We start from the raw sequence: 25,905 nt of genomic DNA, 5'->3' as shown, positions 1-25,905 counted from the left end.
TGGCCGCCGGAAGGGGCGAGTGGTGATGAGGCTTGTCGTCGATCTCAACAGGTGCCAGGGCTATGCGCAGTGTGCGTTCCTGGCGCCGGAAGTCTTCACCATGCACGGTGAGGAGTCCCTGGTCTACAACCCTCGGGCCGAGGAGGAGCACCGGGACAAGGTGGCGCGCGCCGTGGCCGCCTGTCCCGTGCAGGCGATCACGGCCGAGGGACTGGACGACGCGGCCGATCCGCCGGCCTGGGCCGGTCAGGAGGCCTCCCATGACTGCTGACGACCATCTGGCGTGGCTGCGGCGCGAGGGCCGGATCGTGATCGTGGGCGCCTCCCTCGCGGGCCTGAGGGCGGCCGAGACACTCCGCGAGGAGGGCTTCACCGGTTCGCTCACCATGATCGGTGACGAGCCCTACGAGCCGTACGACCGCCCGCCGCTGTCGAAGGCGGTCCTGCTCGGCAAGGCCTCCTCCCAGTACACCGAGCTTCCCCGGCGCCGGGACATCGACGCCAAGTGGCTCCTCGGGGTCGCGGCGACCGGCCTCGATCTGTCGGCCAAGCGGGTGCGGCTGGAGGACGGGGACGAGGTGGAGTACGACCGGCTGCTGATCGCGACCGGAGTACGCGCCCGGCCCTGGCCCAAGGAGGCGGAGGCCCAGCTCGACGGCGTCTTCGTGCTGCGGACCCGTGACGACGCGGTCGGGCTGGAGCGGCGGCTGCGGGCCTCGCCACGTCGTGTGCTCGTCATCGGCGCCGGTTTCACCGGGTCGGAGATCGCCTCCGCCTGCCGGGACCAGGGCATCGCGGTCACGGTGGCGGAACGCGGGGGCGCGCCCCTGGTGGGCGCGCTCGGCGGGGTGATCGGCGCGGTGGCGGCGGAACTGCACCGCGAGAACGGCGTGGACCTGCGCACCGGCGTCATGGTCACCGCCCTGGAGGGCGACCCGGCGGGCCGGGTGCGGGCCGCGCACCTCTCCGACGGCGACATCGTCGAGGCGGACGTGGTGGTGGTGTCGCTCGGCGCGACCCGCAACACCGAGTGGCTGGCCGGATCGGGGCTCGGCGCGGGCCCTCGGGGCATCGCCTGCGACGCGGGGTGCCGGGCCTTCGACTTCCGGGGCATCGTCACCGACGACATCTATGTCGCGGGCGATGTGGCACGCTCCCCGCACCCGCTGTTCGGCTACCAGTTCCTGTCCCTCGAACACTGGGGGAACGCCGTCAGCCAGGCCGAGGTCGCCGCGCACAACATGATCAGCGCCAGCGCCGACCGGCGTCCGCACATCTGGGTGCCCGCCTTCTGGTCGTCGCAGTTCGGCGTGAACATCAAGTCGGTCGGCGTCCCGCCCATGGGCGACGAGATCATGATCACACAGGGTTCGCTGGCCGAGCGCCGTTTCGTCGGGGCGTACGGCTACCAGGGGCGGGTCATCGCCGCCGTGAGCTTCGACAACACACGCTGGCTGGAGTTCTACCAGCGGCAGATCGAGATGGCCGCGCCCTTCCCGGTGGAGTTCCCGACGGTGGACCGCCGTCCCGAGGGCCAGCGGCCGGTCCCGTCCGACTTTCCCGACCCGTCCCTGCCGAGCCATGGTCCGACGGTGACCCTGAGCGGTTACTCGCCGGCCGACCGGCGGCTGGTCTTCACCCCGGCCCACCACTGACCGACCGCCGGCCCGACCTCACGCCCCGAGGATCCCTCATGACGCACCACTCGCTCCTGCGCCAGATCACCGACTACACCAATCGCGCCGACCCGTATCCGCTGTACAAGGAGCTCCGAAAGACCCCGGTGCTGCACGAGGGGGACGGCGGCCCGTACCTGGTCAGCTCCTACTGGGACATCCTCAACCTGCTGCACGACCCGAGGATCAGCTCCGACGCCGCCAACCTCGCCGCCGCGGGCGCCGACGAGATGGGCGGGGCGGAGACGGGGCTGCCGCCGAGTTTCATCCGGCAGGACCCTCCGGAGCACGACCGGCTGCGCCGGATCGCCAACCGTCCCTTCGGGCCCCCGCACAGCCCCCACAAGATCGAATCGATGCGCGGGGAACTGGCCGAGATCGTCTCCGAGCTGATCGACGGCCTCTCAGAGACCCGGCAGATCGATCTGGTGGATCAGTTCGCGTACCCCTTCCCGGTGACCGTGATCTGCCGGCTGCTGGGTGTGCCACGCGAGGACGAGCCGCGCTTTCGCGCCTGGGTCGACCCGATCGTGGCGAGCCTCGACCCGGACACCGGCAGGGAGGACGCCGAACGCAGGCGTGCCGCCCAGGAAGCGCGGATGCAGCTGGGTATGTACCTGGCCCAGCTGGTCGAGCAGCGAAGCAGGAAGCCCACCGGGGACATGCTGTCCGAACTGGTCACGAGCCACGGCCCGGACGGCCCCATGACGACGATGGAGGTACTCAGCACCGCGGTGCTGCTGCTGATCGCGGGCCATGAGACCACCGTCAACCTGATCACCAACGGCATGCTCACCCTGCTGCGCCACCCGGAGTACCTCGAGAGGCTGCGCGACGATCCCAGACTGTCCGTCAACATCGTGGAGGAACTGCTGCGCTACGAGCCCCCGGTGCAGCTCGTGCCGCAGCGGACCTGCATCGCGGATATCGAGGTACGCGGCATCACCATCCCGAAGGGTTCACGGATCTGGCTGATGCTGGCCGCGGGCAACCGGGACCCCGAGCGCTTCCGGGACCCCGACCGGTTCGACCCCGACCGCGGGGACATCCAGCATCTGGGTTTCGGCAGCGGCATCCACAGCTGCTTCGGCGCGCCTCTCGCGCGGCTGGAGGCACAGATCGCCCTGTCCGAACTGGCCCGCCGTCTCGACAACCCCCGCTTGGTGGAAGACCCTCCCCCCTACCGCCAGAACGCGGTGCTTCGCGGCCCGCGCCATCTGCCGATCGGCTTCGACGGCCTGCGTCCCTGAGCGGACGGCCGCCCCGCCCACGGCACACCGCGGCGCCCCGGCCGCCGGAGACGGCGGGGCGCCGCGGAGCCACGGCCTCAGCCGATCGGACCGGGGCTGCCGGAGTCACCGGGCCGGATCCGATCCCGCCAGGCTCCGGATTCACTCCCGCGCTCTTCGATGAACTCCTTGAAGCGTCGCAGGTCTCCCTTGACGCGCCGGTTGATGACGCCCAGGGTGTCCGCCGTCCGCTCCACGGCCCCGGCGGGCTCGACGTCCATCACGAGCTCCACCCGGGTGTGCATGTCGTCCACGCGCTGGAAGCGGACCGATCCCTTCTGCCGGGTGTCACCGCTGGTGGTACGCCAGGTGATCCGCTCGTCGGGAAGCTGGTCGACGATCTCGGTGTCGAACTCCCGGCGGATGCCGCCGATCTTGGTGGTCCAGTGATTGTGGCGGTCGTCGAGCTGCCTGACCTCCTCGACACCCTCCATGAATTTCGGGAACTGCTCGAACTGGGTCCACTGGTTGTAGGCGGTGCGGAGGGGGACCTCGACCTCCACCGTTTCCTTGACCGTGCTCATCTGCGCCTCCTTCGGCTGATCGACCGCGACCGGCCGGGGGCCCGCCGCTCGGATCCTGGTCATCGCGCCGAGTACCCGGCACGGACCCGTTTACGGCGGCGACGCCCCGACTTCCCTACAACCACCACCGCTGCCACACCGCACTCGGCGGCCACCCACCGATCAGCCGCGTGAACAACGCTCGTGATCAATACACCTTGGGGGTGCTCGGCCTTCATCCGGTGGCCGCGCGACCGATGGGGAGGCAGGGTGTAACCATGGGTCTCCGGCAATGGGCCGTCGCGGGGCTACGAGAGCAGTGGCAGTCGAGCCATGCCCTCCTGCTGCTCCCCGTCGCCCTGATCGTCGCGATCATGGCAGTGGACATCCACTCCCCCGAAACCATCCATCTGGGGCCCGCACTGGTGATCGCGCCCGCGCTCACGTCCTCGTTCGCCGGGCCCCGGTTGTCCGGCCTGGTCGGGGCACTGGCGGTGCTCGCGCAGATCGTCATCGCCGTCCTGCACGGCGGGTTGGGCACCACCAACCACATCGTGCAGATCCTCACCCTGTTCGTGCTGTCGGTGATGATCGTGGTCTACTGCGCCGTCCGGGACCGGCACCGTGAACAGCTGGCCCAGGTCCGGTCGGTGGCCGAGGCGGCACAGCATGTCCTGCTGTGGCCGCTGCCGGAACACATCGGCCCCTTGCGGGTGGCGTGCCTGTACCTGGCGGCCGAGGACGAGGCGCAGATCGGCGGCGACCTGTACGCCGCCACCCGGGCCGACAGCAGGGTGCGCGTCCTGATCGGCGACGTACGCGGCAAGGGGCTCTCCGCCATCGGCGAGGCCGCCCTGCTGCTCGGAGCCTTCCGTGAGGCGGGCCACCGGCAGTCGTCCCTGCCGGATCTGGCCGCCACCCTGGAGCAGAGCGTGACCCGCTATCTGGCCGACTTCGAGCCGCCCGAGGAAATGGGCGAACGCTTCGCCACCGCCCTGCTGATGGAGATCCCCGACGGGGACCCGATCACCCGTATGACCAGTTGCGGGCATCCTCCGCCGCTGCTGCTCAGTCCCGGTCATGTGGTCACCGTCCCGAGCGTGCACCCCGCACCGCCGATGGGGATCGGATCGGCGCACCCGGGGGACTACCACCTGGACGTGTTCTCCTTCGAGCCCGGGGACACCCTCCTGCTCTACACCGACGGCGTCATCGAGGCCCGGGACGCCGCCGGCCGCTTCTATCCGCTCGCGGACCGCGCGGCCCAGTGGACCGAGGAGAACCCCGAGACGCTGCTGCACCGCATCCGTCGTGATCTGCTCGCCCACACCGGCGGGCGCCTGGACGACGACGCCGCCCTCATCGCCCTGCACCGGACGCCCAGCGTCCATCACGGGCGTCCGCACCAGCGGATCATTCACGCCGACGGCTTCCGTCATCGTCCGCAGAACCAGCCGCAGGGCGGCTGACCCCCCGATCCGCACCCTCACTCAGGTGGTGAAGGGGGTGGAGGGACCCGGAGGGGTGGGCGTGGGCGCCGGTGCGGACGTCGGGCGGGTCTCGGCGGCATGGCCCGACAGGACCAGCTCCTTCGCCCTGCGGAACTCGTCGTCCGTGATGTCGCCGCGGGCGCGCATCTCGGAGAGCCTGGCGAGTTCGTCGACGCCGCTGGTGGGCCCGCGGGTGCCGGCCGTCTCGCGGATGTAGTCGTCGACGGCGCGTTGCTGCGCCCGGGCCTGGGCCATCTCCCGGCGCCCCATCTCCCTGCCGCGGACGACGACGTACGCGAAGACGCCGAGGAAGGGCAGGACCAGACAGAAGACCAGCCAGCCGGCCTTGGCCCAGCCGCCCATGGAGTCGTCGCGGAAGATGTCGAGGACGACCCGGAAGAGCAGGACGAACCACATGACCCACAGAAAGAACCACAGCAGCGTCCAGAAGGCGCTCAGCAGGGGGTAGTCGTACGCGAGGTACGTCTGTGTGACCATTTCCTCCTCCGTTCCGGGCATGCGCCCCGACAGCGGCCCCTGGCGCCTTCAGGGTGCCCACGGCATCCGGCGGCGGGCCTCACCCGGGGCGGGTGAGCGGGCGCGGTCACCCCCACTCCGGCAGCCGGCGCATCTCCACGAGATGCAGTCCGAGGGACTGGCAGCGGGCCAGCAGCTCGTACACCTGCGCATCGTCGAGGACGGGGCCGAACAGAAGGGTCTGGCCGGACATCGTGACGTGCTCCAGCTCGGGAAACGCCTGGGCCAGCGTCTCCGACATCTGCCCGTCGACACGGATCTCAAAGCGCATGGGCTGCTCTCTCGCGGATGGCCTGGGCCGGGCGGCGTGCGCCTCTCCCCGTGATGGTGCGCTCCGACGCGTCCCCGCACCTCACCTGGGGCAGGTGAACCGTCCCGCCGTCAGTCCTTCACGGCGATCTTGAACACGATGATCAGCAGACCGATCAACAGGTTGATCGTGGCGGACACGGCCACCAGGCGCCAGGAGGCCCCGGCATGGCGTGCTGCGGCGGCCGACCAGCCCATCTGCCCGGCCACGGCCACGGAGAGCGCCAGCCAGACCGTGCCCCGCAGGTCCAGGCCCAGCAGCGGGCTGACGGCGACCGCCGCGGTCGGCGGGACGGCGGCCTTGACGATCGGCCACTCGTCACGGCACACATGCAGAACGGTCGCGCGGTCCAGGCGCGGCTGCGCCAGGCGCGCGCCGAACAGCTGGGCGTGGACATGCGCGATCCAGAACACCACGCCGGTACTCAACAGCAGCAGCATCAGTTCGCCCCGCGGCACCGGGCCGTGGGTACCGGCGCCGACCACCACCGAGGCGGCGAGCAGGGAGCCGTAGACACCGCCGGTGTAGTCGGCACGGGCCCGGCGTTCGGCGACGCGCGCCCGGGCGTCGGAGTCGTCCGCCTTGGACCTGCGTCGCATGGGGGATGACCTTCCTGATCGCTCCGCCTCGTCGTGCCGGGGCACCGGACCCTCGTACTGAAGCAGTCGAATAACGGAATATCAGAAATACGAGGCGAGATCGCGCATCGGGCGCCGGTGTCCCCGGCAGTGCGGGTGGACCGCCCTACCGGTACCGGGGGCGCCCGGCGTCACCCACCCGGCGCGGGAATCCTTCGCACTCCGTTCCGCCCGGAAAGCGACGGCCGGGCCAGGGGTGGATCGGCGAAAAGCGGAGCTCGATGGGAACGTCCGGACGAAAATCACACTTAGGTATCGGACATTTCGCGCTTCAATCTTCACGCCAGCCACACAAGTTGGCTAAGTTGACGGCTGGGCCGAGCGACTCCCTCCGGCGAACCTCGCCGGGTTGCACGGCCTCCGCCGAATCCGGTGCATCTTGACCACAGCCGGAACCGGGGACCCAACCGACCACGGGGTGAATCGGTCCAACTGCCGTCGAGGCAGGGGCCGTAGGGCATACCTTCCGGATCCGTCCGCCCGAACCCGTCAGCTAACCCGGTAGGCGGAGCACGGAAGGAGTACGACCCCATGGCGCCGGAGCGAACCCCGGGCCCAGGAGGCTTCGACCTCCCCGGCAGGCGCAGGTTCACCGAGGACGACGCGCCGAGCCGCGACGAGGTCCAGCAGCGGATCCACAGCCTGTATGACCGGGCGGAGACCGACAGCGGAACCTTCAACGCGACGCGCGCGGTGGCGACGGGGACGCAGAGGCGTGCCAATCCGGTGCTCGACAAGGATCGCCGACGCGCCGACCTCGCCCTCGACGACGTGGCCCGGCAGTGGCTCGAGTCGGCGCGCCTGAGGCTGGGCCCGACCGTTCCGGCCGCGCTGCCGCGCGACAGGATGCCGGACAGGCCGTCCGCGGGCCGGCCCTCGGAGCCGGCGAGTCTCCCGGTGAGCGACCTCGTCGTCCTCCTGCGCGAGCTGGGCCTGGCCGACCGGCCCGACCGCGAACTCACCGCCGGCCCGGCCGCGCGTCCCGTGGCGGAGCTGACCGCCGCCGTGGCGGAACCGGCCGCGCGCCCCGCCGCGGAGCTGACCGCCGGACCCGCTGCGGAGCTGACCGCCGGCCCCGTCGCAGCGCTGCCCGCTGCCCCGCCGAGACTGCCGGAGAGTCCCCAGGTCACGCCGGGCGGGGCCACCGAGCCCGAGTCGTCCGTCCCCGAGACCGCCAAGGAGCACACCCGGCAGAGGCTCTCCGCGGCCCGTGACCTGCTGGCCCAGCGATCCGCGCGGCAGGGCACGCCGTCCCCGGCGGTCGAACCCCCGGCCGCGACGGACGCCTGGCGCTCTACGGAGGGGCAGGACGGCCCGGCGGTCCAGGAGGCCTGGCAGCGGCAGCAGGCCGCCGGCCTCGGCATGGACTTCCCGGCCACCTCCCCCGGCACCGGCCTTTCCACCACCGTCCCGGCGGCTCCCCTCACACCGGATCCGCTGACGGACCCTCGATTCGCCACGGAGAACACGCCGTTCGCCGCGGACCCCCAGGCGTTTCCGACCATGGAACCCTGGCCCGCCGCCGGCCAGCTCCCCACCCCGGAACCGTTCCTCGCCGCCCCTCAGCCGTTCCCCACCACAACACCCCTGCCCGCCGCACCCCGCCTCCCCGTCCCCGAACCGTTCCCCGCCACCCCCCAGCCCTTCCTCACCGCCGAACCGGTTCCCGTCGCCGAGGCCGTTCCCGGCGCGGGACTCCCCCTGGGGATGGGCGGGGCGCAGGAGCCGGGGTACGAGACGAAGTACGCGAAGGCGGTCACCTTCGCCCGTGCGCAGCTCGGCAGGCCCTGCCTCTGGGGCGCGGCCGGACCCGAGTCGTACGACGCCGCCGGTCTCACCCAGGCCGCCTGGAGGGCTGCCGGGGTGACTCTCCCGCGTGCGGCCCGCGACCAGTCGTTGATCGGCACGGTGGTCCCCCTCACCGACATCCAGCCCGGTGATCTCGTGTTCTTCAACCCGGACGCGAGCCATGTCGGCCTGTGCACCGGCAACGGCATGATGATCCACGCCCCGGGCCCGGGCGCCTTCATCCGCGAGGAGGCGGTCCTCTACGCGGGTGAGGCGGCGATCCACAGCGTGCTGCGGCCCGTGTGACGCGACCAGGGGGCGGCCGTACTCGGTTCGCCCCCGGCTCTTCGTCGCCGGAACCCGTCCGGGGGCTCGGGCGACCGCTCGTCGATCACCGGTGGCGGAGTGTGCCCGAAGGGACGTCCCGGCGGCCGCCGCGAGCGCTTCACCTGCGCGTTCGGACCGGTCACGCGGCGGCCGGTCGGCATTGCGGCAGGCGGCTTCGCGTAGCAGCGTAGTGGGTGTGAAAGGCCCGGGTTTCCAGCGGATCCACCGGAAGGGGGACCGGCGAGGCTGGCTGAGAGGCGCGCCACCCCCTTGGTGGGTGAAGGTGCTGCCCGTGGTCCTGCTCATCGTCGTGGGCATCGTCAGCCTGGCCGCACCGTCGCCGCTGGACATCGGATTCCTTCTGGGAGCCATCCCGCCGCTCGCCGTCCTGTCCTACGGCCCCGCCGCCACCGCCGCGCTCGGCCTTCTCGTCGTCGGACTGCAGCACACCCGCGTCTTCCACCTGGACCGGCCGGGCAGCACGGACCTGCTCACCATCAGCTTCGTTGCCGTGCTGAGCGTGTTCGTGTCGTATGTGCGCAGCCATCGCGACGCCCAGCTCAACGTGGAACGCACGGTCGCGGAGGCGGCCCAGAACGCGCTGGTCCCCCCGCTGCGCGAGCAGGTGGGACCGGTCCACTGCGCCGGTCTGTACCGGGCGGCCCAGCGCGGGACGCTCGTCGGCGGCGACTTCTTCGATGTGCGCGAGGGTCCCACCGGGGTACGGGCGGTGATGGGCGATGTGCAGGGGCACGGGCTGTCGGCGGTCTCTACGGTCTCCTCGCTGCTCGGGGCCTTCCGGGAGGCGGTGCTCGACCAGCCCGATCTGCCCTCGGTCGCCTCCCGCCTCGACCGCAGGCTGCTCGTGGACTCGGGGAGCAGCCAGCTCGCGGAGCTGTTCGCGACGGCGGTGCTGCTGGAGTTCTCCCCCGACGCCCGGACGGTACGGATCATCGCCTGCGGCAGTCCGGCGCCCGTACTGCTCCACGACGGCAAGGCCACCGAGCTGGAGGTGTCCTCCGGCACGCCACTCGGGATCGGGCTGAGCGAAGGGGGCACGTACGACGAGGCCGTCCGGACGCTGGAAGGCGGGGACCGGCTGTTCCTGGCCTCGGACGGCATCTGGGAGGCACGGGACGCGACCGGCGCGTTCTATCCCCTGGTCGACCGGCTCCCCCGGCTCGCCGACGACGAGGCCACCGAGACGACCGAGCGAGTGTGGGAAGATCTCCTACGCTTCTGCGGATCCGTCCGCGACGACGCCACGATGCTCCTCCTCACCCCGGAGCCCCAGGGCGACCCATAAGGCCGCCTTATGACGTCATAGAGGCAACCCGCGTACCAAGTAAGGTTTGCCTTAGTTTAAGGTTTCCGACGAGCCGTCTGTCACCGCTCGAAGGGAACCTGATCATGCCGCGCCCCCTGCGGGTAGCCATCGTCGGAGCCGGCCCCGCCGGGATCTACGCCGCCGACGCCCTGCTCAAGTCCGAGGTGGCCGCCGAGCCCGGCGTGTCCGTCGACATCTTCGAGCGGATGCCGGCGCCGTTCGGCCTCATCCGCTACGGCGTCGCCCCGGACCACCCGCGGATCAAGGGCATCATCACGGCCCTGCACCAAGTGCTCGACAAACCGCAGATACGTCTGTTCGGCAACGTCGACTACCCCACCGACATCAGCCTGGACGACCTGCGCGCGTTCTACGACGCCGTGATCTTCTCGACGGGTGCGACGGCCGACCGGGCCCTCGACATACCCGGCATCGGTCTCGAGGGCTCCTACGGCGCGGCCGACTTCGTCTCCTGGTACGACGGACACCCGGACGTGCCGCGGACCTGGCCCCTCGCGGCCGAGAAGGTCGCCGTCCTCGGCGTGGGCAACGTCGCGCTCGACGTGGCCCGCATCCTGGCCAAGACCGCGGACGAGCTGCTGCCCACCGAGATCCCGCCGAATGTCCACGACGGTCTCAAGGCCAACAAGGCCCTGGAGATCCATGTCTTCGGCCGCCGTGGTCCGGCACAGGCGAAGTTCAGCCCGATGGAGCTGCGGGAGCTGGACCACTCCCCCAGCATCGAGGTCATCGTGGACCCCGAGGACATCGACTACGACGAGGGGTCGATCGCGACGCGGCGCGGCAACAAGCAGGCCGACATGGTCGCCAAGACGCTGGAGAACTGGGCGATCCGGGACGTCGGCGACCGGCCGCACAAGTTGTTCCTGCACTTCTTCGAGTCGCCCACCGAGATCCTCGGCGAGGACGGCAGGGTCGTCGGTCTGCGCACCGAGCGCACGGCCCTGGACGGCACCGGCAACGTCAAGGGCACGGACACGTTCCGGGACTGGGACGTGACCGCGGTCTACCGTGCGGTCGGCTATCTGTCCGACCCGCTGCCCAAGCTGCCCTGGGACCTCGCGTCGGGCACCGTTCCGGACCAGGGCGGGCGCGTCATCGAGGAGAGCGGCGAGCACCTGCAGTCCACCTATGTCACCGGCTGGATCCGGCGCGGTCCGGTGGGCCTGATCGGTCACACCAAGGGCGACGCCAACGAGACGGTGGCCAATCTGCTGGACGACCACGCCAACGGGCGGCTGCACACGCCGGCCTCCCCGGCGCCCGAGGCGGTGGAGGCGTTCCTGGCCGAGCGGAACATCCGCTTCACCACCTGGGAGGGCTGGTACCGCCTCGACGCCGCGGAGAAGGCGCTCGGCGCGCCGCAGGGCCGTGAGCGTGTGAAGCTCGTCGAGCGGGAGGACATGCTCCGCGAGAGCGGAGCCTGAGCGCACGACGCCGTCCCGCCGCGGCGGGACGGCGTGACCGCCGGCCGGACGTCCCGGCCGGCGGTCTCCATGCGGACCGGTCAGGGGTAGGAGACCAGGTTCGCCACGTTCGTGGACGCGTCGGACGGTCCACCCCGGTCGTTGACGACGTGCCGGATCGTTCCCGTGCCGCCCAGCGAGACGGTCACCATGTCATGGAACTGGACGCCCGGCGTGTGAGGCACCTCGAAGGCGTGCTCCGCCGTGACGCCCGGGTTGGCGCTGAAGTAGCAGTAGCTGCCGAGCCCGTACGCCTGGTGGCTGGTGACCGAGTTCGCCACCTTGTAGGCCGCGTAGCCCTGGGTGGAGCCGTTCATCCAGGCCGCCTGGTTCGGCGGGTCGTACGGCATCTCGTTCTGGTAGAAGTACGTGCGGCCGCCGTTGCCGTTCCAGATCGTCTGGTACTTCTGGAAGTGCTCCACGAACAGGCCGTACATCGTCACGTCGTCGCCGTTGACGATCAGGCCCGTGTCCGCCGTGTTCTGTGTCCAGCCCACCCCGCTGCCGTGGTCGGCGCGCCAGATCCACATGTGGTCGCCGATGACGTTGCGGCTGTTGACCACCAGGCTCGTGGTGGCCTTCCCGACTCCGGCGCCGCCGACCCGGAAGTAGACGTCGTGCAGGGACGTCGGGTCGCCGGCGTGGGAGGCCGAGGCACCGGACGGCCCGACCTCCATCAGGGTCGGCGAGTTGGTGGTTCCGGCGTCGAACAGCAGACCCGCGACATCGACACCGTCCACGTCCGCGACGGTCATGGCGGTGATGCCGTTGTCGGGGACGAGGGTGGCAAGGCCCAGACCGAGCACCACGGTGTCGGGACGGGTGACCTTCAGTGTCTGGTCGAGATGGTAGACACCAGGGGTGACCAGGAGGTTCTTGCCCGCGGCCAGGGCCGCGTTCAGCTGCGCGGCGGTCGCGCCGGGTTTGACGACGTAGAACTGGTCCAGGGACAGCGAGCTGCCCGCGGGGGCACCGGAGGCCCAGCTGGTGGCCGTCGAGTCGGTGCGCACGGACGGTACGAACACCCGGTAGGCGCCCGCGCCGTCGACGTAGAGGAACGGCTTCTCCCGGGTGACCGGGCTGCGGTCGACCGTGGTGTACGGCGGGTTGGGGAAGCTCGTCGACGGAACTCCCTGGCTGCCGACGAAGACCATGTTCCAGTTGGCTCCGGTCCAGCTGCCGAGCTGGGAGTTGCGGGTCAGCCACTGCTGCTGGGTGCCGGAGCGCACCTGCCCGTCGATCTTGCTGTCCGCCAGATAGCCGCCGCTCGACCAACCACCGTCGTCCAGCGCCAGGTTGCCGCGCAGATGCATCCGGCGGTACGGGGCGGCCTGGGACACCGCCCAGCCGTCGGTGCCGCCGGTCGGGTCGACCGAGAGGTTCTCGGCGCCGCGCCAGAAGTTCTGGGTGGCGTTGCCCTGGAACCAGTCGGCCTCCGCGTGCACGGCGCCGTTGATGGTGACCGCGTCGGGTGACAGACCGAGCCCGAGGACCTGGGTGTAGAAGCCGACGTTGACGTCGTTGCTGTAGGTGCCGGGCTTGAAGAGCACGGCGTAGCGCTGGGAGCCGAACTGGTTCGTCTCCTGCTGCTGGAATATGGAGTTGAGCCGGCTCTGGATGGTGGACGAGGACATGGACGGGTCGAAGACGACCACGTTCGGGCCGAGGTCGACGTCCCCGGGCGTGGAGGCAACGGGGGCCACCTGGAAGCGCTGGGCGGCGGTGCCGTTGCAGGTGTACTGGGCGAGTTGGACGCTGTCCGCGATCGAGGCGGCCGGGACGTCGAGGCACTTGCCGCTGTGCCGGTTGACGAAGTGATAGGCGCCACCGCCCTCGTCGACCGGCTGCCACTGCTGGTTGTCGCCGCCGCCGTACGTCCAGAGCTGGACGGGCGCGCTGTCCGCGGTGGACACATCGGTCACGTCCACGACCTGCGCGGGGTCGTTGCGGTTGTCGATACGGACGTAGCCGTCGCCGGTGGCGGTGAAACTCCACTGCTGGGCCGTTGAGTTGTTGCAGCTGTACTGCTGGACGACGGTGCCGTTGGCGGTGGCCGCGGCGCGGGCGTCGAGACACTTGCCGCTGCCGCTGTTCACGACGGTCGCATAGCCGTCGGGCAGGCCGGCCGGTGCGGCGGAGGCGGGGGCGGCCGTGGAGCCGAGGGTCAGCGCCGAGGCGGCGGTGACCAGCGCCAGGGCGGCCGCCGTACGGGGGCGGGCGCCCCGGCGGCGGCCCGCCGGGGGATGGATGAGGGAGCGAAGCACGGTTTCTCCTGGGCCGGCCGGTGGCCGGCCATGACGGGGGTGGGGGGTGGGACGGGCCTCGGTCAGCCGGTGTAGGCGGCGAGGACGCGGGTGTAGTCCCAGTCCTGCTGGCTCACGCCGGAGCAGCTGTCGGCCGGGCCGCCCGTGCACGGGCGGTCGCGGTTGGCGGACCAGAAGGTGAGCCGCGCCAGATGGTGCTGCTGTGCGTAGCCGAGGATGGTGCGGAAGTCGGCGACGGTGACGGTCTCGTTCTGGTCGGTGACGCCGTTCATCGAGGAGATGCCCATGTCGCGGTAGGCCTGGTCGTCGCTGTAGCCGTAGGCGCTCTTCAGCGCCGACTTCAGGCCCTCGGCCGCGCGCAGGGTCAGCGTGCCCATGTTCTGGCCGGCGCCGCCGAAGTCGAACGGCATGATGGTCCAGCTGTCCACCGTGAGGCCCGATCCCGCGGCCCGGTTGATCAGGCTGGTGTCGGGGCCGCTCTGGTCGGTGCCGATGGTGACGTACACCTTCAGTCCGGGGTTGTTCGCCTTCACGGTCTTCAGGGCGTCGACCGTGCGCTGCTGGACGGTCGGGTTGCTGTAGGCGTCGGCTTCTATGTCGATGTCGATCGCCTTCAGCCCGTAGGTGTTGATCACCTTCTGGTAGGCGGCCGAGAGTTCGCCCGCGCTGGAGCAGGAGCTCTCCAGCTTGTTGCCGCTGTAACCGCCGAAGGACGGGATCACGTCGCCGCCGTTCGCCCGGACCGTGTTGACCGTCTGCTGGTCGACACCGCCGGTCAGCGGGCGGCTGCCGTCCCACTGGGGATTGCAGTAGCCGTTGCTGAGGACGAAGGCCAGGGTGAACCACTTGACGCCCGTGGCGTTGGTGATCGTGGTCGGGCTCGGCGGGCTCCCCCAGCCGTTGTAGAGGTACGGGGCCACGGCCATCGGTGCGGCGGGGGTGGTGCCGCCGGCCGCGGGAGCCGTCCACTTCTGGTTGGCGCCGCCCGTGCAGCTCCAGATCTGGGTGGGGGTGCCGTTGGCGGAGTTGTTGCCCGTGACGTCCAGGCACTTGTTCGCCTGCGGGTTGACGATGTCGTGGGCGGCGGTGACGGTCCACTCCTGGTTCGCGCCGCCGGTGCACGACCACAGCTGGGCGCGGGCGCCGTCGGCGGTCGAATTGCCGGTCACGTCCAGGCACTTGCCGAGGGCGCGGAGGGTTCCGTCGGTGCCGACCGTCCACTGCTGGGCCGCGGTGCCGTTGCAGTCGTAGAGCTGGACGGGCGTTCCGTCGGCCGAGTTGGCCCCGGCGACGTCGAGACACTTGCCCGCGAGACCGGTGACGGCTCCGGTGGCGGCGGCAGCGGGGGACGCGGACAGGGCGGTTGCGGACAGTGCCAGCAGGGACACGGCCAAAGCGGCGCGAACGGCGGTAGGGGTGCGCATGACTCTCCCTTTCTTCACGTGGGGGGTGAGGTGAGAGTTACTTCAAACCGCGATTTAAGGAGTGAACTAATGGAGTGTCAAGTCCTTGGTCCGGACCACTGGTTGACTCATGGAATCACCGGCCTGCACCCGCCCGCTCCGGACGCCGGCCGGTTCCGTCGGGCGTTCGGGTCGAACGGGATCCCGGAGGACTCGGCCTTCGCCAGGCGGGAGGCGAGGGTGTCGTCCCGCAGACCGAAGTGGGCGCGGCCGAAGTCGGCCCAGCTCAGCCTGTCGCGGGCAAGCTTGTCATGCATAGAACAACGCACCGGAACGACACCGCGGAACCCTTGCGACACGGCGGACATCGGCGGTCGCGCCGGTGAGGGCCGGTCGACGCGTGGACGGCGAGCGGCGTCGCGTGGAGGGGCGCGAGTCGCCTCCGGGCGGAGCAGTCCCGCGCGACAGGCGGCCGGGCGCGTACGAGGGTGGAGAGCATGACCGAGGACACGTCATGATCGAGGCCCGCTCCCTCACCAAGCGGTACGGAGCGCGAACCGCCGTCGACGACCTGAGTTTCGCCGTGCGCCCCGGCGTCGTGACCGGGTTCCTCGGGCCCAACGGGGCCGGCAAGTCCACCACGATGCGGATGCTCCTCGGGCTGGACGCACCCACCTCGGGCCGGGCCCTCGTCAACGGCAGGCGCTACGCCGAACACCGGGCGCCGCTGCACGAGGTGGGGGCGATGCTGGAGGCGCGCTCGGTCCACACCGGGCGCAGCGCCTATCACCATCTGCTCGCGCTCGCCGCGACCACCGGCATCACCCGGCGCCGGGTGAACGAGGTGATCGACCTGGTCGGGCTGCGCGAGGTGGCGAGAAAACGGGTCGGCGCCTTCTCGCTGGGCATGGGGCAGCGGCTGGGCATCGCCGGCGCGCTCCTCGGCGACCCGGCGACGGTACTGCTCGACGAGCCGGTCAACGGCCTCGACCCCGAGGGCATCGTCTGGATCCGCACTCTGCTGAAGAAGCTGGCCGCCGAGGGGCGTACGGTCCTGGTGTCCTCGCATCTGATGTCGGAGATGGCGCTGACGGCCGAGCATCTGATCGTGATCGGGCGGGGGCGGCTGATCGCCGACACATCGGTCGCGGAGTTCATCGCCCGGGCCGCCGGGGACGTGGTGCGGGTGCGCACGGACGAGGCGGGGCGGCTGGCCGCCCTGCTCGCCGGCCCGGACGTGTCCGTCGTGTCGCAGGAGCCGGGGGTGCTGCAGGTCACGGGGCTCGCCGGCGAGCGGATCGGGCGGATCGCGGCCGACCACGGCGTCGCCCTGGCCGAACTGACGCCACAGCGGGCGTCGTTGGAGGAGGCGTTCATGGAACTGACCCGGGACGCCGTGGAGTACCAGGCACCGGCGGCGCAACTTGTCGGTGCGGCCGGGAGAGGGCGTGCGGTATGACGACGGCCACGGCGATTCCCGAGGCGGAGCGGGGCCACGTCACCCAGCTGCGGGTGATCCGCTCCGAGTGGATCAAGCTACGGTCGCTGCGCTCCACTGTGTTCACGCTGCTCGCGGCCGTTGTCGCGATGACGGGCCTGGGCTTTCTGTTCAGCTACTTCACCGCCGTGCGCTGGGACCGGCTGCCGCCCGAGGAGAGACTCGCGTTCGATCCGACGCTGGTCAGTCTGCGCGGGTTCTTCCTGGCCCAGTTGGCCGTGGGCGTCCTGGGTGTGCTGGTGGTCAGCGGCGAGTACGCGACCGGGATGATCTGGTCCTCGCTCTCCGCGGTGCCGCGCCGCCTTCCCGTGCTGTGGGCCAAGGCCCTGGTGTACGCGGCGCTCGCCTGGGTGTCGATGACGACAGCGGCCCTCGGGGCGTTCCTGCTGGGGCAGTTCGCACTGTCCGGCGCGCACCGGGGAACCTCGCTGAGTTCCCCCGGCGTGCTGCGCGCGGTCCTCGGCGCGGGTCTGTATCTGACCGTGGTGGGTGTGATCGGAGTGGCCCTGGGCGCGCTGATCCGCAGCACGGCGGGCGGTATCGCCACCCTGTTCGGTCTGCTGCTGGTGCTGCCGTTGCTCGCCCAGGCGCTCCCCTCGTCATGGCTCGACACCATCAACCCGTATCTGCCGAGCACGGCCGGCCAGGGCCTCGTCCATGTGCAGCAGCAACCCCACACCCTGGCGCCCTGGACGGGGTTCGCGGTGTTCTGTCTGTACGCACTGCTGGCGCTGGCCGGGGCGGGGGTGGCCCTCAGACGACGGGACGCCTGATCCCGCAGCCCCGGCGCGGCCACGACACCCCGCCCCCGCCGACGTGTTCAGCAGCCCGCCCGCGCCGGCAGGCCGTCGGGGGCCGGGGTCCGGTCGCGGTAGGTCTCACGCAGGAGGCGCAGGAACGCGTCCACGTCCCCCGGCTGGGACGACACTCCCAGGGAGACGCGGACCGCACCCGCCGAGGGCAGGCCCAGCACCTCCAGATGGACGTGAAGACCACCGTGTACTCGGCCGGGTCCGCGCGGAAGTGGCGAAGTACCGCCCGCCGGGCCTCGGCCGGCAGCCGGCCGGAGGAGCGGGAGGCGGGGCTCTCGGAGTGGGGGTTGCCGAACAGACCGCCGGTGATCCGCTCCGCGCTGCCCGTGACCAGGGAACGCGGGAGCAGTCCGGCTCCGGTGTGGTCGAGGTAGATGTGTCCGCCGGCGTCGAGATAGCCGAACTCGTCGGCACGTAACCGGGCGAAGTCCTTGGCGATGTGTTCGTGTTCCACGGGGTCCCCCCTCGGGTCCGGCCGTCCCGTCCCCTCACCGGCACGGAACGGGCTGCCCTCATCCCCCGCCTGTTCGAAGGGACCTGTGCCGCGGCCACGGGAAGAGATCTTCCTCGGGCACCGGGCGCGGCACGCGCCTCGTCACACCCGCGCAACGATCACCTGAGAGAATCGAACGAGGCAACGGCGTACGCCGCAGCTGCCATGGACCCTGGAGGAGCCCTGTGCCGCCGACCTCGACACCGCTGGAGAAGCTCGGCTTTCTCACCATCGGCCTGTTCGACGAGGCCGATCCCCGCCGCGGGCACGAGTCGACGCTGGAGATCATCGAGCTGGGCGAGCGGCTCGGCTTCGACAGCGCCTGGGTGCGCCACCGCCATCTGCAGTACGGGATCTCCTCCCCCGTCGCCGTGCTCGCCGCCGCCTCCCAGCGTACGAGCCGGATCGAGCTGGGCACGGCGGTGATCCCCCTGGGCTGGGAGAACCCGCTGCGGCTGGCCGAGGATCTGGCGACCGTCGACATCCTCTCCGGAGGCCGGCTCAATCCCGGGGTCAGCGTGGGCCCGCCGATGCACTACGACCATGTGAAGCAGGCGCTCTACCCGCGCACCGCCGAGACCGAGGACTTCGGCTACGAGCGCGTGCAGCGGCTGCTGGACTTCGTACGCGGAAAGCCCGCCACCGACTTCAGCGGCGTGGAGGGCATCGAGGTGTTCTCCGACCGGGTGCAGCCCGTGTCCCCCGGCCTCGGCAGGCGCATGTGGTACGGCGGCGGGAGCCTGCGCTCGGCCCGGTGGGCGGGCGAGCACGGGATGAACCTGCTGACCAGCAGCGTCGTCAAGGCGGAGGAGTCGGAGGACTTCGCCGAGGTGCAGCTCTCGCACATCCGCGCGTTCCGCGCCCAGCACCCCGACGGCGACCGCGCCCGGGTCTCGCAGGGCCTGGTCGTCATCCCCACCGACAGCGCCTCGCCGGAACAGCGCGCCAAGTACGAGGCGTACGCGGCGCAGCGGATGCCGCGCACGGCGGCCCCGCAGGGTCCGGCACGGATGATGTTCGCGCCGGACCTCGTCGGGCCGTCCGAGCGGGTCGCCGAACAGCTGTACGCGCACGCCGCGTTCCGGGAGGTGACGGAGGTGGCGTTCGCCCTGCCGTTCACCTTCGAGCACGAGGACTATGTGCAGATCCTCACCGACATCGCGACCCGGCTGGGCCCGGCACTCGGCTGGCGGCCGGCCGGCTGAGGGGCCGCGACGGCCGGGGCCGGGGGCCCTCAGGCCGTCAGCAGTCCGCGTCCCAGCCAGTCCGAGGAGTTCTTCACGCCGGGGAGGGCGAAGAAGTAGCCGCCCCCGGTCGGGGAGATGTAGTCGACGAGAGGCTCGTCGATCAGCCGCGTCTGGGTCGCCTCGAACTGGCGCTGCACATCCTGCTGGTAGCAGCAGAAGGCCAGTCCCATGTCGAGGTTGCCGACGCTGTCGATGCCCCGGTCGTAGTTGTAGCCGCGCCGCAGGATGCGGGAGCTGTCCGTGCGCTCGGTGCGAGGGTTGGCGAGGCGTATGTGGGCGTCGAGCGGGATGGCCGTGCCCTGCGGGTCCTTGGCGTAGTTGGGCGTGTCGGTCTCCTTGGCACCGTCCAGCGGGGCGCCCGTGTCCTTCCGGCGGCCGAACATCTTCTCCTGCTCGGTCAGCGAGACCCGGTCCCAGAACTCCACCAGCATCCGGATGATCCGGATGACCTGGTAGCTGCCGCCGGTGGCCCAGGCGGGTTCGCCCTGTCCCTCGCCCACCCAGATCAGACGGTTCGTCTCACGGGCGGAGCTGACGTCCGGGTTGGCGATGCCGTCCTTGAAGCCGAGCAGATTGCGCTGGGCACCGGAAGGGCGGGGCGCGTTCTGGAAGCCGTCGATGCGCCACTTGATCTGCATCGCGCCCCGGGTGTGCCGCGCGATGTCGCGCAGCGCGTGCAGCACGGTGTCCTGGCGGGCGGCGCAGATCTGCAGGGACAGGTCGCCGTGGCACTCGGCCGGCCGGAGGTTGTCGTTGGGGAACGTGCGCATCGGGGTGAGCCGCCGGGGCTTGGCCGCGGCGAGACCGTAGCGGTCGTCGAAGAGGGAGGCGCCGACGCCGACGGTGACGGTCAGCGCGTCGGCGGGGACCTCCGGCCCGAGGATGCCGTTGTCGGAGGGCGGGGCACCGACGCCCAGGTCCTCCGGGGTGCCGCCGGCGGTGAGGAAGCGGGCCCGCTCGGTGATGGTCCGGAACAGGTCGGTGAGTTCCTGGCGGCTGTCGGCGATGACGTCGAGGGACACAAAGGTGGCCGCGGCCGGGGCGGGGGTGATGATGCCCGCCTGGTGGATGCCGTGGAAGGCGACCTTCGCGGAGTCGGTGTCGTCCGCGGCGCGGGCCTCGCCGGCGCCCGCCTGGCTGAGGGCGAACCCGCCGCCCGCCAGGGCGGCGCCGGCGGCGCCCGCGCCCAGGGCCGTCTTCACGAAGGAGCGACGGCCGGCACCGGCAGGGCAGCCGCCCGGGTGGGCGGGCGTTTCGGCGGACGGCATGCGGAGGTTCCCTTCGGTGGTCATGTGGTTCGTGCGCGGATCGGCCATCAGGCGGACTTCCGGATCTCCAGCAGGTCCGGAACGGGGGCGAGGTCCTCGAGGAGCTGTCCGGTGGCCCCGTTCAGCCGGTCGCGGGTGGTCGCGTCGAGGTGGTCCACGGGGGTCCAGGAGTCGCCCTGATGGGCGCCGTCGAGCAGCTTCTGCACCCGGTCGATGTCCGTGTCGACGGTGGGGAGCAGATGCGGGGCGCGGCTGGTGAGCAGGGGCGTGAGCACGGTGAGGAGTTCACGGGTGCCGGACAGGTTGGCGTCCGCGGTGGCCAGTTCGGTGCCGCTGCCCTGGTCGGTGTCGCCGGTGAGCTCGAACTGAAGGGTGTTCTCCAGGATCTCGTGGGCGCGCAGGGGCAGGTCGCCGGGGTCGAAGGTCTGCGTGGGGAACGCCTTCTGCAGCCCCGCGGCCGCGTCGGCGAGCTGCTGGGCCGGGCCCTTCAGCTGGTCGGCGGACTGGCCGTGCCACAGCCCGTACTCGACCCGGTGGAAGCCGGTGAAGTCCGGGTCGTTCACCCCGCCGGGGAGCCCGTCGGCCCGACCGTTGATCTTCTTGTCGAAGTCCTCGAAGGTGCCGTAGGCGGCGCCGAGCGAGGAGTAGGTGCGGTGGGCGGTCAGCCAGTCGGTGCGCGCGGTGTCGAGGTGGTTGCCGGCGATGTCGTCGTTCAGCTTCCCGGTCTGGGTGACGAGGGTGGCCAGGCCCTGGCCGACGTACGCCTTGTACGCCTTCAGGGGCGCGGCGAGGTCGTTCTCGGAGACGGGTACGACGGCCTTGGCTCCGCCGCCGCCGGTGACGCGGACGGCCTGGGAGGTGACGGCCTTGCCGCCGGTGGGCACGCAGCGCCAGGCGTAGCTGCCGCCGGCGACCGTGGCGACGAGGTCGCGGGTGGTCCCGGGGGCCAGTCCCTCGATCTCGCCGTAGACCGCGTTGCTGGCGGGGTCGACGAGATAGACCTCCGAGGTCTTGTTCCCGGTGTTGTGCATCTGGAAGGTCTGCCGGCCGGGCCGGGGCGCGCTGAAGCCCTTGCCGCAGTCGGTCTCCGAGACGGCGACCGTCTGGGCGCCCGCGGGCTTCGAGCCGCTGAGGGCGACGGTGAGCCCGGCGAGCACGGAGGGCACGGCGACGACGGCGACGGGCACCACCCAGACGGGACGGCGACGCTCGGGGGCGACCGGCTCGGGGGCACGCGGGGCGGGCCGGGACCCGGGCGCCTGCGCGGCGTCGGGCTTCTCGTCGGCCTTTACGGCGGTCTCGGGCTGCTCGTCGGCCTTCGCGGCGACCTCGGACACCTCCGGCGCCTTCCCCGCGGGCTCGGGCTTGGCGGACGGGGCGGTGCGCAGGCCGCGCACGAACAGGGTCATCACCGTGGCGAGATAGGCGACATAAACCGCGACCTGCAACCACGTCATCGTCGGCGTCAGGTTGAACACGCCCTGGACGAGGGTGCTGTACCAGGAGCCCGCGTCGATGCTGCCGCTCAGATCGACGGCGTACGCGCTCTTGCCGGGCAGCACCCCGCCCTCCTGCAGATCGCGCAGACCGTAGCCGAGCACACCCGCCGCGATCACGACGAGGACCGCTCCGGTGGCGGTGAAGAACCTGGTCAGGTTGATCTTCAGGACCCGGCGGTACAGGCCCCAGCACAGGCCTGCCGCGAGGACCAGGCCGATGCCGGCCCCGGTCAGCGGACCGGCGGACTCGCCCGCCGCACGGGCCGTGGTCCACAGGAACAGCGCCGTCTCCAGGCCCTCGCGGCCCACCGCGAGGAACGAGGTGACCACCAGCATGCCCGCGCCCATCGCGAGCGCCTGGGTGACCTTCTGCTTGATCTCGCCGGACAGGCTGCGGGCCGAGCGGCGCATCCAGAACACCATGGCGGTGACGAACGCGACGGAGATCACGCTGAGGGTGCCGCCGAACGCCTCCTGGGCGGTGGCCGACAGGGACGCGGCGGTGAACGTCAGCACCGCGCCGAAGCTCAGGGCGAGCGCGATCGCGGCCAGGACTCCCGTCCACACCTGGGGCAGCCGGGACTTGGCGTCCGCCCGCACAAGGGTCGCGATCAGGAGGGAGACGATGAGTCCCGCTTCGAGCCCTTCCCTCAGTCCGATGAGAAAGCTCGGAAACGCGTCATCCCACATACGGCCCTCCCCGGCACACCCCCCGCCGACGGTCGTGCAGGTTAGCGAAGGCATGCCTTACTTGTGCCGAACCATCATGACTACAGGTGTGTCGTCAATCGCCCAAGAGGTGGTAATGGAACGGCAAAAGGACCTGTGCGAGGCGGGGCGCACGGGGTCCGTGTGATCTTTCGCACGGGTCCGGGACGGGCCATGCTGGGCCCGTGACATCCGCCCGCACGACCGACGGAGGCCGTATGACGACGGAGAGCGCAACCGGGATCTCGGTGAGGCCCGTCGCGGGCCGCATCGGCGCCGAGATCAGCGGGGTCGATCTGGCCGGCGACCTGGACGGCGCGACGGTGACCGCGATCCGGTCGGCCGTACTCCGCTGGAAGGTGGTGTTCTTCCGGGACCAGAAGCTGGACCATGCCGCGCACGTCGCGCTCGCTCGGCGGTTCGGCGACCCCGTCGTGCCGGGCCGGCGCGGCAGCGCCTCGCCCGCGGACTTCCCGGAGGTCGAGACCACGGCCGACCGGCTGGAACTGGGCGGCCGCTACGGCATGGAGCACGACGAGTGGCTGCGGCGCCGACGCCACTCCCTGCTGCGGGGCTGGCACTGCGACCACGGCGCCCGTATCGATCCGCCCGCGGCGACCATCCTGCGGGCCGAGACCGTGCCGCCGTACGGCGGGGACACCCAGTGGTCGAATCTGGCCGCCGCCTACGCGGGCCTCTCGGAGCCCGTACGGCGTTTCGTGGACGGTCTGCGGGCCGAGCACCGGCTCGGCGTCGGCTACCAGGCGCGGCCCGGCGACGACGCGTATCTGCGTCATCTGCTGGACCACCAGGTGGCCTCCGAGCATCCTCTCGTCCGTGTGCACCCGGAGTCCGGCGAGCGGTCGCTGTTCGTCAACGGCTACTACGTGGAGCAGATTCGCGGGCTCTCGCGCGCCGAGAGCGCTCATGTGCTCCAGATGCTGCTGGAACAGGCCACCCGCCCCGAGTACACGGTCCGGTTCCGCTGGGAGCCCGGCAGCGTCGCCTTCTGGGACAACCGCGCCACCATCCATCTCGCCCCCGGCGATCTCGTCACCCCGGAGCACCCCCGCATCATGCACCGGGTGATGCTCGCGGGCGAGGTCCCGGTGGGTCCGGACGGCCGTCCCTCGGAGCCCGTCACCGGTACGGAGCCCGGCCGCTGGTGAGCCGGCGGCCGGCACCGGGCGCCCCCGGACGGGCGCCTCTCGGCCCCGTGGCGCCCGTACTCCCGATTGCGGTGGGTTCCTTGTCGGTTCCCTCCCCGTCGGGCGGCGACCTCGGCTAGATTCGAGCTCCGCCGATGCCGCACGCGTCGGGGGCGTCGCAGGAAGGGCTCGTGAACGGCGCATGCGCGACTTCGGGAACGCCCGGGCGGCCGCCCCAATGACGGCGTCAGGCCCGGTCATGTCGGGGGGACTTGCGGACAGCGTCTTCGACACGGCGAGCCGGGACCCCGGCCTGCCGCTGATCGCCCGCCGCATCGGTCCCGCCGAAGCGCCCTGGACCCAGATGACGGCGAGCGAACTCCGCGACGAAGTGGTCGATCTGGCCCGGGGACTCGTCGCCTCGGGCATCCGCCCCGGCAACCGGGTGGCGGTCATGGCGCGCACCCGTTACGAGTGGACCCTCTTCAGCTGTGCGCTCTGGGCGATCGGGGCCGAGGTCGTACCGATCTACCCGACGTCCTCGCACGAACAGGTCGAGTGGATCCTCAGGGACGCGCACTGCGTCGCGGTCGTCGTCGAGGACGAGCAGGGCGTCATGACCGTCGGCTCGGTCTGCGCCTCGCTCCCCCAGCTGCGGCACGTGTGGCAGCTGGACTCCGGCGCTGTGCAGGCACTCGTACTGCGGGGCCGTCCGGTGCCCGCCACCACCGTCGACTCGCTCCGCCGGATCGTGCTGCCGGACTCCACCGCGGTCGTCGCCTACACCTCCGGCACCACCGGCCGCCCCCGCGGCTGCGCCCTGAGCCACCGCAATCTGGCGGCCCCCTGCGACACGATCCTGGCCGGGTGGGGACACACCGGAGCACCGCCCGGCCAGCAGCCGGCCATTCTCGCCTTCCTGCCGTTCTCCCATGTGTACGGGCTGATGATCCAGGGGCTGTGCCTGCGCGGCGGACTGCTCATGGGCCATGAGCCCGAGCTCAACGCGGACGTCCTGGCAGCCGCGTTCCAGAGCTTCCGCCCCACCTATCTGTACGCGGTCCCGTTCGTCTTCGAGAAGCTCTACAAGAATTTCCTGCGCACCGCCCAGCAGGCGGGCCGCGGCGCCCTGTTCGAGCGGGCCGTGCGCACGGCCCAGGACTACGCCCTGGCCATGGAGCGGCAGCGGATGGGAGCGGGGTCCGGCCCCGGCATCGATCTCAAGCTTCAGCACGCCCTGTACGAAAAGGCGGTGTACCGCAAGCTGCGCGCCGCACTGGGCGGCCGGGTGTACGGCGCCGTCTCCGGCGGATCGCCGCTGAACCGTGAACTCGCCCTGTTCTACGCCGGTATCGGGATCTCCGTCCATGACGGCTACGGACTCACCGAGACGGGCGGGGGCATCACCGTGCAGCCCCTCGGGCGGGAGAAGTCCGGCACCGTGGGGCGCCCGCTGCCTGGGGTCGAGGTACGGGTGGCCGAGGACGGGGAGATCCTGGTGCGCGGGGCGTCGGTGTTCCAGGGGTACGTCAACGACGACGCCGGCACCCGTGCCACGCTGCGGGACGGCTGGCTGGCCACCGGCGATCTCGGGCAGCTGGACTCCGACGGCTATCTGTCCATCACGGGCCGCAAGAAGGAGATCATCGTCACGAGCGGCGGCAAGAGCGTGGCTCCGGCGGCGCTCGAGGAGCGGCTGCGCGCGCATCCGCTCATTCACCAGGCCGTGGTCGTGGGCGACAACCGGCCCTGTGTGGGCGCCCTGATCACCCTCGACCCCGAGTTCGTGGCGCACTGGCGCGGCGGTCTGTTCACCCAGGGCGACACGGCGGGGCGGGAGGCCCGGGAGGAGAACGCCCTGCGGCAGGAGATCACCCGGGCGGTGGCCGCGGCCAACACCACGGTGTCCCGGTCCGAGTCGATCCGGGTCTTCCGGATCCTGCCGGAGCCCTTCGATGTCGCGAGCGGACTGCTGACGCCGTCGATGAAGCTGCGCCGGGACGCCGTCGTACGCCGGTACGCGGTCGAGATCGACGCCATGTACCAGTCCTCGTCGCGCATCCCCCGCGAGCGGAGGGGGGAGGACCCGCCCGCCTGGGACGACGCCTCCGACGATGTGTTCCGCCGGGTGAGGTAGACAGGCCCGCGTCCCGGCGCGACAGGGCACGCTCGCCGCGAGTCGGGGCCCGTCAC

General features: G+C 71.3%; 22 protein-coding genes and 1 riboswitch. Of the genes, 12 read left to right on the top strand and 10 right to left on the bottom strand.

Annotated features, from left to right (window positions below; all coding sequences use genetic code 11):
- Nucleotides 1–25: 25 nt before the first annotated feature.
- The 3 genes from ACFY2Z_RS14495 to ACFY2Z_RS14485 are packed head-to-tail and all read left to right on the top strand — an operon-like array spanning nucleotide 26 to nucleotide 2,926.
- Nucleotides 26–271 (top strand): ferredoxin, encoded by a 246-nt coding sequence (locus ACFY2Z_RS14495; RefSeq protein ID WP_390744504.1) that lies wholly within the window; start codon nucleotides 26–28, stop codon nucleotides 269–271.
- Nucleotides 261–1,655, top strand: coding sequence for an NAD(P)/FAD-dependent oxidoreductase (locus ACFY2Z_RS14490; RefSeq protein ID WP_390744503.1), 1,395 nt, complete (start codon nucleotides 261–263; stop codon nucleotides 1,653–1,655). Before ACFY2Z_RS14495 ends, ACFY2Z_RS14490 begins: the two co-directional genes overlap by 11 nt.
- A 38-nt stretch (nucleotides 1,656–1,693) precedes the next feature.
- On the top strand, nucleotides 1,694–2,926 hold the full coding sequence (locus ACFY2Z_RS14485) for a cytochrome P450 (RefSeq protein WP_390744502.1): 1,233 nt from the start codon (nucleotides 1,694–1,696) through the stop codon (nucleotides 2,924–2,926).
- A gap of 77 nt (nucleotides 2,927–3,003) precedes the next feature.
- Here the strand turns inward: ACFY2Z_RS14485 and ACFY2Z_RS14480 are convergent, their stop codons facing one another.
- Nucleotides 3,004–3,489, bottom strand: coding sequence for an SRPBCC family protein (locus ACFY2Z_RS14480; protein WP_390744501.1), 486 nt, complete (start codon nucleotides 3,487–3,489; stop codon nucleotides 3,004–3,006).
- A gap of 257 nt (nucleotides 3,490–3,746) precedes the next feature.
- Between ACFY2Z_RS14480 and ACFY2Z_RS14475 the strand changes: the two genes are divergently transcribed.
- Nucleotides 3,747–4,937: a PP2C family protein-serine/threonine phosphatase gene (locus ACFY2Z_RS14475; protein ID WP_390744500.1), complete on the top strand. Its 1,191-nt coding sequence runs from the start codon at nucleotides 3,747–3,749 to the stop codon at nucleotides 4,935–4,937.
- Between the two features lie 21 nt (nucleotides 4,938–4,958).
- Here ACFY2Z_RS14475 and ACFY2Z_RS14470 read toward each other — a convergent pair whose 3' ends face one another.
- From ACFY2Z_RS14470 to ACFY2Z_RS14460, 3 genes are all read right to left on the bottom strand, one after another.
- Nucleotides 4,959–5,456: an SHOCT domain-containing protein gene (locus ACFY2Z_RS14470; protein ID WP_390744499.1), complete on the bottom strand. Its 498-nt coding sequence runs from the start codon at nucleotides 5,454–5,456 to the stop codon at nucleotides 4,959–4,961.
- Nucleotides 5,457–5,562: 106 nt separating this feature from the next.
- Nucleotides 5,563–5,766: a hypothetical protein gene (locus tag ACFY2Z_RS14465; RefSeq protein ID WP_390744498.1), complete on the bottom strand. Its 204-nt coding sequence runs from the start codon at nucleotides 5,764–5,766 to the stop codon at nucleotides 5,563–5,565.
- A gap of 110 nt (nucleotides 5,767–5,876) precedes the next feature.
- A complete protein-coding gene (locus ACFY2Z_RS14460) occupies nucleotides 5,877–6,404 on the bottom strand; it encodes a hypothetical protein (RefSeq protein WP_390744497.1) in 528 nt (175 codons plus the stop codon).
- A 390-nt stretch (nucleotides 6,405–6,794) separates the two neighbouring features.
- A riboswitch (cyclic di-AMP (ydaO/yuaA leader) is annotated at nucleotides 6,795–6,967 on the top strand.
- A 7-nt stretch (nucleotides 6,968–6,974) separates the two neighbouring features.
- Between ACFY2Z_RS14460 and ACFY2Z_RS14455 the strand changes: the two genes are divergently transcribed.
- From ACFY2Z_RS14455 to ACFY2Z_RS14445, 3 genes are all read left to right on the top strand, one after another.
- Nucleotides 6,975–8,537 (top strand): NlpC/P60 family protein, encoded by a 1,563-nt coding sequence (locus tag ACFY2Z_RS14455; RefSeq protein WP_390744496.1) that lies wholly within the window; start codon nucleotides 6,975–6,977, stop codon nucleotides 8,535–8,537.
- Between the two features lie 298 nt (nucleotides 8,538–8,835).
- Nucleotides 8,836–9,864 carry a PP2C family protein-serine/threonine phosphatase gene (locus ACFY2Z_RS14450; protein ID WP_390744495.1) on the top strand — a complete coding sequence of 343 codons (1,029 nt, stop codon included), beginning with the start codon at nucleotides 8,836–8,838 and terminating at the stop codon, nucleotides 9,862–9,864.
- Between the two features lie 104 nt (nucleotides 9,865–9,968).
- A complete protein-coding gene (locus tag ACFY2Z_RS14445) occupies nucleotides 9,969–11,333 on the top strand; it encodes an FAD-dependent oxidoreductase (protein ID WP_390744494.1) in 1,365 nt (454 codons plus the stop codon).
- An 80-nt stretch (nucleotides 11,334–11,413) separates the two neighbouring features.
- Here the strand turns inward: ACFY2Z_RS14445 and ACFY2Z_RS14440 are convergent, their stop codons facing one another.
- From ACFY2Z_RS14440 to ACFY2Z_RS14430, 3 genes are all read right to left on the bottom strand, one after another.
- Entirely contained in the window at nucleotides 11,414–13,636 is a 2,223-nt protein-coding gene (locus ACFY2Z_RS14440; protein WP_390744493.1) for an RICIN domain-containing protein, read from the bottom strand.
- 62 nt (nucleotides 13,637–13,698) lie between these two features.
- Nucleotides 13,699–15,060 carry a lectin gene (locus ACFY2Z_RS14435; protein ID WP_390744492.1) on the bottom strand — a complete coding sequence of 454 codons (1,362 nt, stop codon included), beginning with the start codon at nucleotides 15,058–15,060 and terminating at the stop codon, nucleotides 13,699–13,701.
- A gap of 107 nt (nucleotides 15,061–15,167) precedes the next feature.
- Entirely contained in the window at nucleotides 15,168–15,356 is a 189-nt protein-coding gene (locus ACFY2Z_RS14430; protein WP_390744553.1) for a hypothetical protein, read from the bottom strand.
- Nucleotides 15,357–15,553: 197 nt separating this feature from the next.
- Here ACFY2Z_RS14430 and ACFY2Z_RS14425 point away from each other — a divergent pair, with 197 nt between their 5' ends.
- Entirely contained in the window at nucleotides 15,554–16,498 is a 945-nt protein-coding gene (locus ACFY2Z_RS14425; RefSeq protein ID WP_390744491.1) for an ABC transporter ATP-binding protein, read from the top strand.
- Nucleotides 16,495–17,310: an ABC transporter permease gene (locus ACFY2Z_RS14420; protein WP_390744490.1), complete on the top strand. Its 816-nt coding sequence runs from the start codon at nucleotides 16,495–16,497 to the stop codon at nucleotides 17,308–17,310. The genes ACFY2Z_RS14425 and ACFY2Z_RS14420 overlap by 4 nt, the downstream gene beginning before the upstream one ends.
- Here the strand turns inward: ACFY2Z_RS14420 and ACFY2Z_RS14415 are convergent.
- On the bottom strand, nucleotides 17,291–17,803 hold the full coding sequence (locus ACFY2Z_RS14415; RefSeq protein ID WP_390744489.1) for a hypothetical protein: 513 nt from the start codon (nucleotides 17,801–17,803) through the stop codon (nucleotides 17,291–17,293). The two genes, ACFY2Z_RS14420 and ACFY2Z_RS14415, sit on opposite strands and share 20 nt — an antisense overlap.
- A gap of 224 nt (nucleotides 17,804–18,027) precedes the next feature.
- Here ACFY2Z_RS14415 and ACFY2Z_RS14410 point away from each other — a divergent pair, with 224 nt between their 5' ends.
- Nucleotides 18,028–19,047 (top strand): LLM class flavin-dependent oxidoreductase, encoded by a 1,020-nt coding sequence (locus tag ACFY2Z_RS14410; protein WP_390744488.1) that lies wholly within the window; start codon nucleotides 18,028–18,030, stop codon nucleotides 19,045–19,047.
- Between the two features lie 29 nt (nucleotides 19,048–19,076).
- On the opposite strand, the gene efeB is transcribed toward ACFY2Z_RS14410, so the two are convergent.
- Nucleotides 19,077–20,357: an iron uptake transporter deferrochelatase/peroxidase subunit gene (gene efeB, locus ACFY2Z_RS14405; protein ID WP_390744487.1), complete on the bottom strand. Its 1,281-nt coding sequence runs from the start codon at nucleotides 20,355–20,357 to the stop codon at nucleotides 19,077–19,079.
- 47 nt (nucleotides 20,358–20,404) lie between these two features.
- Nucleotides 20,405–22,546, bottom strand: a complete 2,142-nt coding sequence (gene efeU, locus ACFY2Z_RS14400) for an iron uptake transporter permease EfeU (protein WP_390744486.1) — start codon at nucleotides 22,544–22,546, stop codon at nucleotides 20,405–20,407.
- Nucleotides 22,547–22,782: 236 nt separating this feature from the next.
- On the opposite strand from efeU, the gene ACFY2Z_RS14395 reads away from it, so the two are divergent.
- Both ACFY2Z_RS14395 and ACFY2Z_RS14390 read left to right on the top strand, forming a co-directional pair.
- Complete coding sequence (locus tag ACFY2Z_RS14395) at nucleotides 22,783–23,733, top strand: TauD/TfdA dioxygenase family protein (RefSeq protein ID WP_390744485.1); 951 nt, start codon at nucleotides 22,783–22,785, stop codon at nucleotides 23,731–23,733.
- 238 nt (nucleotides 23,734–23,971) lie between these two features.
- Complete coding sequence (locus tag ACFY2Z_RS14390) at nucleotides 23,972–25,849, top strand: AMP-dependent synthetase/ligase (RefSeq protein WP_390744484.1); 1,878 nt, start codon at nucleotides 23,972–23,974, stop codon at nucleotides 25,847–25,849.
- Nucleotides 25,850–25,905: the final 56 nt, after the last annotated feature.

It is taken from the genome of Streptomyces sp. NPDC001222 (assembly GCF_042896945.1).
GTDB lineage: Bacteria > Actinomycetota > Actinomycetes > Streptomycetales > Streptomycetaceae > Streptomyces > Streptomyces gibsoniae.
The sequence above is the reverse complement of the archived record's forward strand: the minus strand, read 5'-3'. Positions and strand labels throughout refer to the sequence as shown.